Source organism: Azospirillum brasilense (assembly GCF_001315015.1).
Taxonomy (GTDB): domain Bacteria; phylum Pseudomonadota; class Alphaproteobacteria; order Azospirillales; family Azospirillaceae; genus Azospirillum; species Azospirillum brasilense.
This window is the reverse complement of the sequence record NZ_CP012914.1, coordinates 1,839,697-1,853,237: the sequence shown is the minus strand read 5'-3', so window position 1 is coordinate 1,853,237 and position 13,541 is coordinate 1,839,697. Positions and strand designations below refer to the sequence as shown.

General features: G+C 70.7%; 13 protein-coding genes. 7 read left to right on the top strand and 6 right to left on the bottom strand.

Annotation, left to right across the window (positions count from 1 at the left end):
- Window positions 1–8: 8 nt before the first annotated feature.
- Entirely contained in the window at window positions 9–3,635 is a 3,627-nt protein-coding gene (gene mfd, locus AMK58_RS08565; protein WP_059398803.1) for a transcription-repair coupling factor, read from the top strand.
- Between the two features lie 37 nt (window positions 3,636–3,672).
- Window positions 3,673–4,608 (top strand): ACT domain-containing protein, encoded by a 936-nt coding sequence (locus AMK58_RS31110; RefSeq protein WP_236778087.1) that lies wholly within the window; start codon window positions 3,673–3,675, stop codon window positions 4,606–4,608.
- A 3-nt stretch (window positions 4,609–4,611) separates the two neighbouring features.
- On the opposite strand, the gene AMK58_RS08555 is transcribed toward AMK58_RS31110, so the two are convergent.
- Complete coding sequence (locus AMK58_RS08555; protein ID WP_035679019.1) at window positions 4,612–6,483, bottom strand: AI-2E family transporter; 1,872 nt, start codon at window positions 6,481–6,483, stop codon at window positions 4,612–4,614.
- A 157-nt stretch (window positions 6,484–6,640) separates the two neighbouring features.
- Between AMK58_RS08555 and AMK58_RS08550 the strand changes: the two genes are divergently transcribed.
- Window positions 6,641–7,084, top strand: coding sequence for a PRC-barrel domain-containing protein (locus tag AMK58_RS08550; protein WP_079285195.1), 444 nt, complete (start codon window positions 6,641–6,643; stop codon window positions 7,082–7,084).
- A 6-nt stretch (window positions 7,085–7,090) separates the two neighbouring features.
- On the opposite strand, the gene arfB is transcribed toward AMK58_RS08550, so the two are convergent.
- Complete coding sequence (gene arfB, locus AMK58_RS08545; RefSeq protein WP_014240675.1) at window positions 7,091–7,510, bottom strand: alternative ribosome rescue aminoacyl-tRNA hydrolase ArfB; 420 nt, start codon at window positions 7,508–7,510, stop codon at window positions 7,091–7,093.
- On the bottom strand, window positions 7,510–8,163 hold the full coding sequence (locus AMK58_RS08540; RefSeq protein WP_035679022.1) for a DsbA family oxidoreductase: 654 nt from the start codon (window positions 8,161–8,163) through the stop codon (window positions 7,510–7,512). Before AMK58_RS08540 ends, arfB begins: the two co-directional genes overlap by 1 nt.
- 164 nt (window positions 8,164–8,327) lie before the next feature.
- Here AMK58_RS08540 and AMK58_RS08535 point away from each other — a divergent pair, with 164 nt between their 5' ends.
- A complete protein-coding gene (locus AMK58_RS08535) occupies window positions 8,328–8,786 on the top strand; it encodes a hypothetical protein (RefSeq protein ID WP_035679024.1) in 459 nt (152 codons plus the stop codon).
- 30 nt (window positions 8,787–8,816) lie between these two features.
- Here the strand turns inward: AMK58_RS08535 and AMK58_RS08530 are convergent, their stop codons facing one another.
- The 3 genes from AMK58_RS08530 to AMK58_RS08520 all read right to left on the bottom strand — a co-directional run bounded on the left by AMK58_RS08530 (window position 8,817) and on the right by AMK58_RS08520 (window position 10,631).
- Window positions 8,817–9,209 (bottom strand): hypothetical protein, encoded by a 393-nt coding sequence (locus AMK58_RS08530; protein ID WP_035679026.1) that lies wholly within the window; start codon window positions 9,207–9,209, stop codon window positions 8,817–8,819.
- A gap of 64 nt (window positions 9,210–9,273) precedes the next feature.
- Window positions 9,274–9,618, bottom strand: a complete 345-nt coding sequence (locus tag AMK58_RS08525) for a hypothetical protein (protein WP_236778086.1) — start codon at window positions 9,616–9,618, stop codon at window positions 9,274–9,276.
- Between the two features lie 17 nt (window positions 9,619–9,635).
- Window positions 9,636–10,631 (bottom strand): extracellular catalytic domain type 1 short-chain-length polyhydroxyalkanoate depolymerase, encoded by a 996-nt coding sequence (locus AMK58_RS08520; protein ID WP_236778085.1) that lies wholly within the window; start codon window positions 10,629–10,631, stop codon window positions 9,636–9,638.
- Between the two features lie 202 nt (window positions 10,632–10,833).
- On the opposite strand from AMK58_RS08520, the gene cobU reads away from it, so the two are divergent.
- Genes cobU through AMK58_RS08505 form a run of 3 tightly spaced genes read left to right on the top strand, consistent with a single transcriptional unit; the run spans window position 10,834 to window position 13,454 of the window.
- Window positions 10,834–11,358, top strand: a complete 525-nt coding sequence (gene cobU, locus AMK58_RS08515) for a bifunctional adenosylcobinamide kinase/adenosylcobinamide-phosphate guanylyltransferase (protein ID WP_035679031.1) — start codon at window positions 10,834–10,836, stop codon at window positions 11,356–11,358.
- A complete protein-coding gene (gene cobO, locus AMK58_RS08510) occupies window positions 11,355–11,996 on the top strand; it encodes a cob(I)yrinic acid a,c-diamide adenosyltransferase (RefSeq protein WP_051140624.1) in 642 nt (213 codons plus the stop codon). Before cobU ends, cobO begins: the two co-directional genes overlap by 4 nt.
- A gap of 3 nt (window positions 11,997–11,999) precedes the next feature.
- On the top strand, window positions 12,000–13,454 hold the full coding sequence (locus AMK58_RS08505; protein WP_059398802.1) for a cobyric acid synthase: 1,455 nt from the start codon (window positions 12,000–12,002) through the stop codon (window positions 13,452–13,454).
- Window positions 13,455–13,541 lie beyond the last annotated feature (87 nt).

Below are 13,541 nucleotides of genomic sequence, written 5' to 3'. Positions count from 1 at the left end.
CCCGATCCTTGCCCAGCTTCGAACAGTTGCAGCCGGGACGCTCCGGCCGCCTTCTGGTCGGCGGCGCCCCCGCCGGCCATGACGCCCGCGTCCTCGCCGACCTCGCCAAGCGGGCGGGGAGTGCGGGACTTCTCCACGTCGCGCTCGACGACACCCGCGCCGCCCAGCTGGCGGAGGCGCTGGCCTTCTTCGCGCCGTCGCTGGAGGTGCAGGTCTTCCCGGCCTGGGACTGCCTGCCCTACGACCGCGTGTCGCCCAACGGCGGCATCGTGGCGAAGCGCATCGACACGCTGACCCGCCTGCTGGCGCGCAAGGCGGACGCGCCGCCGCTGGTCGTGCTGACCACCGTCAACGCCATGGTGCAGAAGGTGCCGCCCCGCGCCGCCTTCCGCGACGCGGTGTTCTCGGCGAAGCTGCGCGACCGGATCGACCTGGAGAAGCTGCAGCGCTATCTGGCCGGCAACGGCTACACCCGCGCCCAGACGGTGCGCGAGCCGGGCGAGTTCGCCGTCCGCGGCGGCATCGTCGACCTGTTCCCGCCGGGCACCGACGAGCCGCTGCGCCTCGACCTGTTCGGGGACGAGCTGGAGGCCGTGCGCAGCTTCGACCCCATGTCGCAGCGCACCACCGACAAGCGCGACGGCATCGACCTCAAGCCGATGTCGGAGGTCTTCCTGGACGAGGCGGGCATCGCCCGCTTCCGCTCCGGCTACCGGGAGCTGTTCGGCGCCGTCACCGACGACGACCCGCTCTACGAGGCGATCAGCGCCGGGCGCAAGTACGGCGGCATGGAGCACTGGCTGCCGCTGTTCCACGAGACGATGGAATCGCTGCTGGCCTACATGCCCAAGGCCATCCTGTCGCTGGACCATCAGGCGACGGAGGCGCGCGATTCGCGCATCGCGCAGGTGGTGGACTTCCACGCCTCCCGCGAGAGCATGATCGTCATCGAGAAGCGGACGGGCTCGCCGGTCTACAAGCCGGTGCCGGTCGGCATGATGTTCCTCGACGCCCAGGCCTGGGACGACCTGTTCGCCGCCCACGCGGTGGCGCAGCTCCAGCCCTTCGGCACGCCGCCGGGCATCAAGGGCACGCTGGACGCCGGCGGGCGCCGCGGCCACGACTTTGCCGAGGAGCGGGCGCGTCCCGACGTCAACGTCTTCGAGGCGGTGAAGGACCACATCCGGGCGCTGCGGGCCGACGGGCGGCGCGTGCTGGTGGCCGGCTATTCCGCGGGCTCCCGCGACCGTCTGATGACGGTGCTGGGCGACCACGGCATTCCGGGGCTGGAGCCGGCGGAGAGCGTCGAGGACGTCCGCCGCTTCGACCGTCACGTCATCGGCATGATCGTGCTGGGGATGGAACACGGCTTCACCTCCGCCGACATGGCCGTCATCACCGAGCAGGACATCCTCGGCGACCGCCTCGTCCGCCCGGCGGCGAAGAAGAAGCGCAAGGCCGCCAACTTCATCGCCGAATACACGGCGCTGGCCTCGGGCGACCTCGTGGTGCACATGGACCACGGCATCGGGCGCTACGACGGGCTGGAGACGCTGGAGGTGTCCGGGGCGCCGCACGACTGCCTGCGGCTGATCTACGAGGGCGGCGACAAGCTCTACGTCCCCGTCGAGAACATCGAAGTGCTGACCCGCTACGGGTCGGAGGACGCGCACGCGCAGCTCGACAAGCTGGGCGGGGCCGGCTGGCAGGGCCGCAAGGCCCGCGTCAAGAAGCGCCTGAAGGACATGGCCGAGGCGCTGCTGAAGATCGCCGCCGAGCGCATGCTGAAGAAGGCCGACCCGGTCTACACGCCGGAGGGCGTCTATCAGGAGTTCGCCGCCCGCTTCCCCTATCCGGAGACGGACGACCAGTTGAAGGCCATCGAGGAGGTCTTCACCGATCTCGGCTCGGGCCGTCCGATGGACCGTCTGGTCTGCGGCGACGTCGGCTTCGGCAAGACGGAGGTGGCGCTGCGCGCCGCCTTCCTCGTCGCCATGAGCGGCCAGCAGGTCGCCGTGGTGGTGCCGACCACGCTTCTGGCGCGCCAGCATTTCAAGACCTTTACCACCCGCTTCGCCGGGCTGCCGCTGCGCATCGTTCAGCTTTCCCGCATGGTCACCGCCAAGGAGCAGACCAAGGTCAAGCAGGAGCTGACGGAGGGCACCGCCGACATCGTGATCGGCACCCACGCGCTGCTCGGCAAGGGCGTGCAGTTCAAGCAGCTCGGCATGGTCATCGTGGACGAGGAGCAGCATTTCGGCGTGAAGCAGAAGGAGCGACTGAAGGAGCTGCGCGCCGACGTGCACGTCCTGACGCTGACCGCCACGCCGATCCCGCGCACGCTCCAGATGGCGCTGTCCGGCGTGCGCGAGCTGTCGCTGATCGCCACCCCGCCGGTGGACCGTCTGGCGGTGCGCACCTTCGTGCTGCCCTACGACCCGGTGGTGGTCCGCGAGGCCATCCTGCGCGAGCATTACCGGGGCGGCCAGACCTTCTATGTCTGCCCCCGCGTCGAGGACCTGCCCAAGGTCGCCGAGCGGGTGCGCGAGTTGGTGCCCGAGGTCAAGATCGTCACCGCCCACGGCCAGATGCCGGCCAGCGAGCTGGAAGAGGTGATGACCGCCTTCGACGAGGGCAAGTTCGAGGTGCTGCTCGCCACCAACATCATCGAGAGCGGCATCGACATCCCCAACGCCAACACGCTGATCGTGCACCGGGCGGACATGTTCGGCTTGGCCCAGCTCTACCAGATCCGCGGGCGCGTCGGCCGGTCGAAGGTGCGCGGCTACGCCTACCTCACCTACGCGCCGAACAAGCCGCTGACCGGCACGGCGCAGCAGCGGCTGCACGTCATCGAGACGCTGGACAGCCTGGGCGCCGGCTTCCAGCTGGCCAGCCACGACATGGACATCCGCGGCGCCGGCAACCTGCTGGGCGAGGAGCAGTCGGGCCACGTCAAGGAGGTCGGCGTCGAGCTGTACCAGCACATGCTGGAGGAGGCCGTCGCCAACGCCCGCGCCAACATGGACGGGCAGGTGCCGAGCGGGGCGGAGGACCAGCCCTGGACCCCGCAGATCAACCTGGGCACGCCGGTGCTGATCCCGGAGGAGTATGTCCCCGACCTGACGGTGCGCCTGTCGCTCTACCGCCGCATCGCCGATCTGGTGGACCGGGCGGAGATCGACGGCTTCGCGGCGGAGCTGATCGACCGCTTCGGCAAGCTGCCGGGCGAGGTGGAGAACCTGCTGGACGTCGTCACCATCAAGCAGCTCTGCCGTCAGGCGGGGGTGGAGCGGGTGGACGCCGGGCCGAAGGGCGCCGTGCTGACCTTCCGCAACAACAGCTACGCCGAGCCGGCCAAGCTGCTGACCTACATCAGCCAGCAGATGAGCCTGATGAAGCTGCGCCCCGACCACAAGCTGGTCTACACCCGCGAATGGGCCGACGAGGCCCAGCGGGTGCGCGGCGTCAACCGGCTGATGAGCGATCTGGCGCAGATGGCCGGCGGCGGCGCCGTGCCGAAGGGTGAGGCGCCACCGCCCCCGCCACCCCCGCCGCCGCCGCGCCCCAGCGCGCTGAAGGTCGGGTCCAAGTTCGGGCGGAACATCCCCTCGCGTCCCTTCGGGCGGCGCTGAGGCGATGAACAAGGAGAGCGGCCCCAAGGACAGGGGCTTGGCGAAGGCCCTGGCGCTTGGTGGCGACCGGCGGACCTTCGGCGACATTCCGACGGTGGCAGAGGCCGTGGCCGCCGATCCCGCCCGTCTGCCGGAACTGGTCGCCTGCCTGTTCGACGGCGACGCCGGGGTGCGGATGCGCGCCGCCGACGCGCTGGAGCGGGTGTCGCGCGGCGCCGCCCGTCTGCTGGACGCCTTCGCCGAACGGCTGCTGACCGAGGCGGCGGCGATCGAGCAGGCCGAGGTGCGCTGGCGTCTGGCGGCGATCCTGCCGCGCCTGACCCTGACCGGGGAGCAGCGCGAGCGGATGGTCGCGCTTCTGGAAGGCTGGTTCGAGAATCGGGCCAGCCGGATCGTGCAGAGCGCCGCGCTTCAGGCCATGGTCGATCTGGCGGCGGACGATCCGGAGCTTCGCCCGGTCGCGGCGGACATGCTGGGTCGCGCCATGCGCTCGCGCATCCCGTCGCTGGCCGCACGGGCCAAACGCATCCTCAAGCCGTTCGAGGTGGACCGCGCCACGCTGGACGCCGCCCTGCTGCCGGAGACCAAGCCGCTGACCCTGTCGGTCCTGCCCGACCGGCTGGCGGTGGCGCGGCTGGCGCCGGGGGACGGGATGCCCGGCTGGCTCGACTGGACCGACCCGCTGGTCAGCGCCACCCGCACGGGGGAGGAGCTGTCCATCCTCTGCCGCGAATCCCGCGTGCCGGACGGCGTGACGGCGGAGCGCGGCTGGCGCGCCTTCAAGGTGGAGGGGCCGCTGGACTTCTCGCTGTTCGGCGTGCTGGCGCGCATCGCCGTGCCGCTGGCCCAGGCGCGGGTGCCGATCTTCGCCATGTCCACCTACGACACCGATTACGTGCTGGTGCGCGACGACGACGTGGAGCGCGCGGCCGATGCGCTTAAGCGCGTCTGCACCGTCGTGGCGCCCCCCTGACCGTCACGCCTGAGGGGCCTTCTCCGCCTCGACGGCGGCGAGCACACCCATCTCCTCCAACTGGGTGACGGCGCCGGTCAGGCTGGTGGCGACGCGGTCGGCTGAGGTCTGGGATATGGCGTGCTCCGGCGCGTCGGCCTCGGGGTGGGCGCTCCACAGGCAGAGCAGGATCGGCACGTTCGGGCCGAAATGCAGGCGCAACCGGCGCACCAGCCGCCGGGCGTGCGACAGGGCGGACGGGTTCAGGTAGGACAGCACCACCGCCGACACGCCGGTCGGGGCCAGCGCGGCGATGGAGCGGACGGACACCTTCTCGCAGGGGATCACGTCGGCGCGCAGCCCGCGCGGGCGCAGCATGTGGCCGAGAAGCGCCGCCGCCGCCTCGTCCAGGTCGTTGCGGGCGCCGATGCACAGGACCAGCGGCGTGTCCTCCGCGGCGGGCGGCGAGGACTCCATCATCTCGTCCAGCAAGGCCACCATGCCCTCGGCCACCGCCTGCCGTCCTTCCGGGTTCAGGCGGTTGCGCTGGCGGTCCTGCTCGGCCAGCGACAGGGTGGGGATGAGCAGTCCGTGCCCGGCCTCCACCAGCCCGCCCTTGCTCATCTTCTCCTCGGCGATCTCCATGGCCTCGATGGGATCGCGGGCGAGCAGGCGCTGGTACAGCTTTGCCTCATCGGGCAGGACCGGGCGGTCGCCCAGCATCACTTCCAGGAAGTGAAGCTGCGGCACATGCCGCCCCAGCACGACGAGGCAGACGGTCAGCGGCGTCGCCAGCAGCAGGCCGACCGGTCCCCACAGCGTGGTCCAGAACACCGCCGCCACGATGATCGCCAGCGACGACAGGCCGGTGGCCGAGCCGTAGAGCCAGGGCTCCACCACGTTGTTGGAGAACAGCTCCACCGCCACGAACAGGGCGATGCAGAGCAGCGGCAGGGTCCATCCCCCATCGACCGCGAAGGACAGCAGGATCGGGAAGGCCGCGGCGATCGCCGGCCCCAGGAAGGGGATGAAGCGCAGCACCGTCGACAGCAGGCCCCAGAGCAACGGGTTGGGCACGCCGATCAGCCACAGCCCGACCCCGATGGGCAGGCCGTAGGTGACGTTGACCACGCACTGCATCAGCAGATAACGGCTGACCCGCTCGCCGGCGTCGTTCATCGCCTCCGTCGTGCGGCTGAGGTCGCCGGACCCGGCCAGCCGGATCAGCCGGTCGCGCAGATCCTCGCGCTGCAGCAGCATGAAGATGGTGAGGACCAGCACCATGCCCGCCGTGGCGACCGGCGCCATCGCCGGCCCCAGCACGTCGCTGATGATGGTCAGGGCGTCGCCGTCCTGCTCGATCCGCACCGGCACCGGTTCCCGTGCGGCGCCGGGGGCGGGCAGGGCGCTGGCCGGAGCCGTGGCAGTGGGCGGGGTGTCGCCGGTCACCTGCTCCAGACCCTGTTTCAGGTCGCGGAAGGCTTCGGTCGCCTGTTGGACCACCCCGCCGCTGCCCGCCGACGTGGCGCGGGAGCGCAGCGAGTCCAGCTTGTCATGCACATTCTTCTGATAGCTCGGCAGGTTGTTGGCGAGGTCGGCGATCTGCCCACCGACCACCATGCCGAAACCGGCGATCCCCGCGAAGACCAGCACCACCACCGCCAGCACCGAAGGCACCCGGCCCAGTCGCAGCCGCTCCAGCCGGCTGACGATGGGCGCCAGGACGAAGGTCAGCAGCACCGCCAGAGCGATGGGGACCAGGATGTCGCTTCCCAGATACAGGGTCGCCACCACCAGCGCGATGACCAGCAGCGTCGTCTGGGTGGAGGCGGGCGGGGCGGCCTTCGGCACCGGAATGGGGCGGGCCTGCAACCGGCGGGCGGTGTCTTCGGCCATAATCTGCGGAGCCTCGGGGGAGAGTTGAGAGAGTGCAGAACGCGGCCGGACGCGGCGCGTTCCGGCGCACCGGGCGCGATCGCCGCAAGACACCGTGACGATTGCGGTCGACGGCCTGTTTAAACCCGCGTGGTTATCTCGTCAGAAGGAGGGGGCTATGCGTAAGGTTGCTGTTCCGGTCCTGTCGGCGGTCGCGCTTTTGGCTTTGGGGGGCTGCGCCGAGACGTCGAGCTGGTTCGGTGGGGGAAGCGAGCAGGCATCCCGCCCGATGTCCGAGCAATCGCTCCAGACCGCCTCGCGGATCGAGCCGCAGGCCATGCTGGGCAAGTCTGTCGTCGCCTATGACGGGCAGAAGGTGGGGCAGGTCGAGGATGTCCTGTTCAACCGCAGCAACCGCCCGAGCCAACTCGTGGTCTCGACCGGCGGCATCATGGGCATCGGCGGGCGCAACGTGGCGCTGGATATCGACAACGTCCGCTACAACCAGCAGCAGGACGCCCTCGTGGCGACACAGCTCACCAAGGACCAGTTCGCCAACCTGCCGGAGTTCCAGTATGGCGGGAACATGGTCTCGCTGAACCGGCAGAAGACCGCTCATTGAGCGGCCTCAATCCTCCGGCTTGCCGGAGCGCAGACGCTTGATGTCCGACCGCTGACCCTTGGCCTCCAGGCGACGCTTCTTGGAGCCGAGGGTCGGCTTGGTCGGGCGTCGGCTCTTGGGCACCACCGTCGCGTCGCGGATCAGGTCGATCAGACGCTCGCGCACATCCTCGCGGTTGCGCAGCTGGCTGCGGTAGGTGTCGCCGACGATGATCAGCACGCCCGCCGCGGTCATGCGCGAACCGGCCAGCCGGACCAGCCGGGCCTTCACATCGTCGGGGATGTTCGGCGAGGCCGCCACGTCGAAGCGCAGTTGGACGGCGCTGTCCGTCTTGTTGACGTGCTGGCCGCCGGGACCGGACGCGCGGATGAAGCTTTCCTGAAGCTCGCTTTCGTCCAGGCTGATGCGCGGGGTGACCCGGATCATCAGTCGGCCGCCGCCGTCACGCCTTCCTGCTCCTCCACCCCGAGGTCGAGAAGCGGGAGGAAGCTGGCGGGCTCCTGCGCGCCGGACAGCGCGTAACGCCGGTTGAAGATATAGCAAGGCACCGCCTGAAGGCCCAACTGGCGCGCCGTGGCGTCGGCGTTGAAGACCGCCGTGGTCTCCGCATCGCCGGTCAGCAGGGTCTTGATCTCCGCGAAATCGAAACCCAGGCCGGCGGCGGTCGCGGCCAGCGTGTCGCGGTCGCCGATGTCCAGCCCGTCCACGAAATAGGCGTGGAACAGCGCGTCCGCCATCCGGTCGCCCAGCCCGTGGCGGGCGGCGATGCGGATCAGCCGATGACCGTCGAAGCTGTTGGGCGTGCGCCGGATGCGGTCCAGCCGCAGCGGCAGGCCGTCGCGCTCCGCCGTTTCCTCGACCACCAGATGGATCTGCCGCGCCCGCTCCGTGCCGCCGAACTTGGCCGCCAGATAGGCGCTGCGCTCCATGCCGCCCGGCGCCATGTCCGGGTTGAGCTGGAAGGGCTGCCAGCGCAATTCCACCTGGACGCGGGGCCGGTCGGCCAGCGCGCGGGCAAGCCGCCGCTTTCCGATGTAGCACCAGGGGCAGATCAGGTCGGCGTAGGTTTCGATCAGCATAGACCCACTATCCCCCATTCCCGCCCCGCCGCGCAACCGCCCTGCCCGTGGGGCACCCTTGCCGCGTTCGGACAGCCGCCTTTGCAACCCTTTGTTAACCCTTGCCGCCGGAGAGTCGCCCTGTTGCGCGGATAAGCGTCCGCGGCGGTCGGAGGCGTGTGGCGATGGCGAATTCCTATGTGGACGGCAAGGTGCGCGACGCGCTGGTGGCGGCCAAGGGGAGCCGGGCGACCGCGCAGAAGCTTCTGATGGTCTGGGCGGCCGAGGACCCGCAGCTTCTGCTGGGCATTTCGCAGCCTTTCCTGAAGGCCATCGCCGCCGCGGCGATCGAGCGGGGCGTCCGCCCGTCGGCGCCCAGCCGGTCAGCGCCCGCGGCACCGGGCCGGTCCCGTGGTTCCGCGGATTCGGCGCTGAGCAAGGAGGCGCTGGCCGACGTGCTGAGCCGCCTCGGCCGTGATCCCGGTGAGGACGCACCCGCGCCGCGTGGCCGCGCCGGCTCACCCGCTCCGGTCAAGTCCGCCACCATGGTGGTTCCCGCCGGCAAGGGCGGGCAGGGCGGCGTCACCCATGAAAAGGCGATGATGACCCTCGCCAAGGCCTTCGTGGCGAAGAAGATGCGCTGAGGAACGGCGCGGGGGGTTGCTCCGCCGGGCTTATTGCTCCGCCGCGGTCATCATCCGTTCGATCCAGCCCGGCTGCCGCGGTTCCGGCCGGATGTCCGGCGGCGGGCTCGCCAGAGCAGTGTGGCCGTTGCGGTGCGGGTCGGGAATGTGGTGGCAATCCACGTCGGCCAGCGTCTTGTAGCAATAGACACGGGAGCGGTCGACGTAGACCTTCTCCGGGCAGTAATGCCCGGTTTCCGAGAAGGACACGGACGAGCAGTCGCGCCCGGTCGCGGCGGACACCAGATGATCGCCGAGCGTCTTTTTGGTGCTGGTGACGGAGGCCAGATCGGCGCCGAGGCTGGCGACCATCATCGGCCCGCCGCAAGCGCCGAGCGGGATCACCGCCAACGCCAGCACCGCGATTGACTGAGCGAGCCTCATCACCCTTCGCACCCCGTCCCGTGTTCGATCCGATTCCAGGCGAACCTCATTAAGAAGCCGTGAATCAGCGCAGCAGCGTGCAGATCCGCGACCGGCACTGCACCAGCACGAAGGTGTCCTTGTCCTCCGTGCAGCCCACCTTGAACACGGTCTGGCCGGAGCGGCCGGTGACGTAGCTCATCACCTCCACCTTGGCGGGCGTGCAGTTGCCCAGCGACTTGGCGGCCTCCTTCGCCTCGGCCTGCCCGGCGGAGACGTTGGCGGCCTGGACCGTCGGCGACGCCGACAGGCACAGCGCGAGGGCGCCGAGGGCAGCGAGGCGGGGAGCGGTGACGCGCATGGCCGGATCGGTGGGCTGGTGGATGCTGAGGAAGTTTATGGCACGGGCGTCGCGAATTCGGCTGTGCAAAAGTGGTAACCGCCGACTCACGCGCTTTTTGCGGGCTTGGCGTGCCGGTGGGACAGGAAGAAACGCAGCATCTCCCGCGCGGCGTCCGGCCCCTGCGGGTCGGTGTAGGTGCCGTCCGGGCTGCCGCCGGACCAGGCGTGGCCGCTGCCGTGGACGGTCCACTGTTCGAACAGCGTTGCTCCATCGCGGTCCTTGTGGACGGTGCGGGTGAAGCCGTGCCCGCCGGGTGCCTGCCCATCCTCGGTCGTCGCGCTCAGCCCCTCCGCGTTGGCCGTGGCCTGGGCCATCACATGGTCGCCGTTGCGCGGGTGCACGACCTTGTCCGCGTCGCCGTGGAAGACGACGGCCGGGACCACCGGAGCCCCCGCCGCCGGACGCTGGCCGGGTGAGGAGCCGGCCTTCATCGCCAGCAGGGCGGAGGGCACGCCGCTGGCCGCGCCGTAGGGCAGGCCGGAATGGACGCCCACCGCGGCGAACAGGTCGGGATAGGTGGTTGCCAGGACCATCGCGGCGGACCCGCCTGCGGAAATCCCGGCGACGTAGACGCGCTGCGGGTCGGCCCCCTGTTCCGCCAGGACCTGCCGGGCCGCTCCGGCGATCAGCGCCGGTTCGCCGCGGTCGCGACGCTGGTGGTTGGGGTTGAACCAGTTCCAGCATTTCTTGTCGTTCGCCGCTGGGGTCTGCTCCGGGTAGAGGACGAGACAACCGGCCTCCTCGGCCAGCCGGTTCATGCGGGTTCCGACGGCAAAGTCTTCCGGCGACTGGGTGCAGCCGTGCAGCATGACCAGCAGCGGACGCGGTCCCGCCGTCGCACCCTTCGGCACGAACAGCCGGTAGGCGAGCGAGCCGGACTCGCCGGTGAAGACCCCGGAGTCCATCGGCTCCGCCACGGGGACGGGCTTCGGCGGGGGCGGAGGAACGGCGGCGCCGCGGCGGAACAGTTTTCCGGTCAGGCGACGGAGAAAGGCGGCGGCGCGGGCCAGGGCCGGGCGGGGCCGGGTGGTGTCGGTCACGATCGGCGGCTCCGGGATCGTTCGGGAGGGAAGGCGGCGGATGGTACGGGACGGAAGCGGCGGAGGACAACCGCCGATCTGTACTCCGCTCCGGCAACTCCATGGCGGTTTGCGCCGAGCCGCCAACTGCGCTAACCATCCGGTTCTGCAAGCGCCCGTCCGGCAAGCGTCCCCTCACAGGCGTCAAGGTGGCCCGACCGTCATGAGCACCGATATCACCCTCGTCCTGGGCGGCGCCCGCTCCGGCAAGAGCCGCTACGCCGAGGGGCTGGTCACCGCATCGCCCGGCCCGCGGGTCTACATCGCCACCGCCCAGGTCTGGGACTCCGAGATGGCCGATCGCGTCGCCCGCCACAAGGAGGACCGCGGCCCCGGCTGGACGACGGTGGAGGAACCGCTCGACCTGCCCGGCGCGCTGCGCCGCCACGCCGGTTCCGGAACGAACGTGCTGGTCGACTGCCTCACGCTGTGGCTGTCCAACCTGATGATGGCCGACGTCGACGTGCCCGCCCGTTCCGCCGAGCTGCTGGCCGCTTTGGCCGGTGTGGAGGGGCGGGTGGTGCTGGTTTCCAACGAGGTGGGGCTGGGCATCGTGCCGGACAACGCGCTGGCCCGCCGCTTCCGCGACCATGCGGGACGGCTGCATCAGGACATCGCCGCCGTGGCCCAGCGGGTGGCCTTCGTCGCCGCCGGGCTGCCGCTGCTGCTGAAGGGAGAGACACCATGACCGAAGACGCCAACCGGAACGATGCCGGCCGGAACCTTGACGACCAGAACGTGCGCCACGCCGAGAAGATGAAGCGGCGCAAGGCGCTGCACGACCGGGTGATGGCCGGCAAGACGCAGGAGAAGGGCCTGCTGATGGTCAACACCGGCAACGGCAAGGGCAAATCCACCGCTGCCTTCGGCCTGATCCTGCGCGCCGCCGGGCACGGCATGCGGGTGGGCGTGGTGCAGTTTGTCAAGGGCGCCTGGTCCACCGGCGAGACGGTGGCGCTGGAGCGCTTCGACGACCTCGTGGACTTCTTCACGATGGGCGAGGGCTTCACCTGGGAGACCCAGGACCGCGAGCGCGACATCGCCGCCGCCAAGGCCGCCTGGGCCAAGGCGCAGGAACTGATGGCCGACCCCCGGTACAGCCTCGTCGTGCTGGACGAGCTGAACATCGTCCTGCGCATGGGCTACCTGCCGGTGGAGGAGGTGCTGCCGGTGCTGACCGGGCGGCGCGAGGGGCTGCATGTGCTGGTCACCGGCCGCACCGCCAAGCCGGAACTGATCGAGGCCGCCGACCTCGTGACCGAGATGACCCTGGTCAAGCACCCCTTCCAGGCGGGCATCAAGGCCCAGCCGGGCATCGAGTTCTGAGCCATGCGCGCGATCATGCTCCAAGGCACCGGCTCCGACGTCGGCAAGTCGCTGCTGGTGGCCGGGCTGTGCCGGGCGCTGGTCCGCCGCGGCCTGACCGTGCGGCCCTTCAAGCCGCAGAACATGTCCAACAACGCCGCCGTCACCGCCGACGGCGGGGAGATCGGGCGCGCCCAGGCGCTCCAGGCGCGGGCCTGCGGGGTGGCGCCGTCCGTCCACATGAACCCTGTGCTGCTGAAGCCGCAGTCGGACGTCGGGTCCCAGGTGGTGGTGCGCGGCGTCGTCGAGGGAACGGCGCGGGCCGGCGATTACCAGTCGCGCAAGGGACGGCTTCTCCCCACCGTGCTCGACAGCTTCGAGCGGCTGAAGGCCGAGGCGGACGTGGTGGTGGTCGAGGGGGCGGGCAGCCCGGCCGAGGTCAATCTGCGGGCCGGCGACATCGCCAACATGGGTTTCGCCACCGTGGCGGGCGTGCCGGTGGTGCTGGTCGGCGACATCGACCGCGGCGGGGTGATCGCCAGCCTCGTCGGCACCCACGCGCTGATCCCGCCGGAGGAGCGGGCGCTGGTCGCCGGCTTCCTCATCAACAAGTTCCGCGGCGACGTGCGGCTGTTCGACGGCGGTCTGTCGGTCATCGCGGAGCGCACGGGCTGGCCAAGCTTCGGCGTCGTGCCCTGGCTGGCCGACGCCGCCCTGCTGCCGGCGGAGGACGCGGTGGCGCTGGACACCTGGAAGACCCGTTCCGGGGGGCGGCTGCGGGTCGCCGTGCCGATGCTGTCGCGCATCGCCAACTTCGACGATTTCGACCCGCTGGCCCAGGAGCCGGACGTGGCCCTGTCCATGGTGCCGCGCGGCCAGCCGCTGCCGGGCGACGCCGATCTGGTCATCCTGCCGGGCAGCAAGGCGACCATCGCCGATCTGGCGGTGCTGCGCGCCCAGGGCTGGGACGTCGACCTCGCCGCCCATCGCCGGCGCGGCGGGCGGGTGCTGGGCATCTGCGGCGGCTACCAGATGCTCGGCCGCCGCATCGCCGACCCGGACGGCATCGAGGGCCCGCCGGGCGAGGCCGAGGGGCTGGCCCTGCTGGAGGTGGACACCGTGCTGAAGGGGCCGAAGGTGCTGGAGGAGGCGACCGGGACGGAGACCATCACGGGGGCCGCGGTCGCCGGCTACGAGATGCACATGGGCCGCACGGAGGGGACGGACCGCGCCCGCCCCATGCTGACCCTGGCGAACGGGCGGACGGATGGCGCGGTGTCCGCCGACGGGCGGGTGATGGGCTGCTACCTACACGGCCTGTTCGGGGCGGACGGCTTTCGCGCCGCCTTCCTGACCGGGCTGGGGGTGGAGGCGTCCGGCCAGTCCTACGCGGCGACGGTCGAACAGGCGCTCGACCGCATCGCCGCCCGGCTGGAGGAGCATGTGGACGTCGACGCCCTGCTGGCCGCGGCGCGCTGATGGAAGGCGGGCGTTTCATGAAACCGATTTCATGATCCCGCAACGCTGAGGTCAGGCGGGCGACGCTACAACTGCAGTCATTGACGA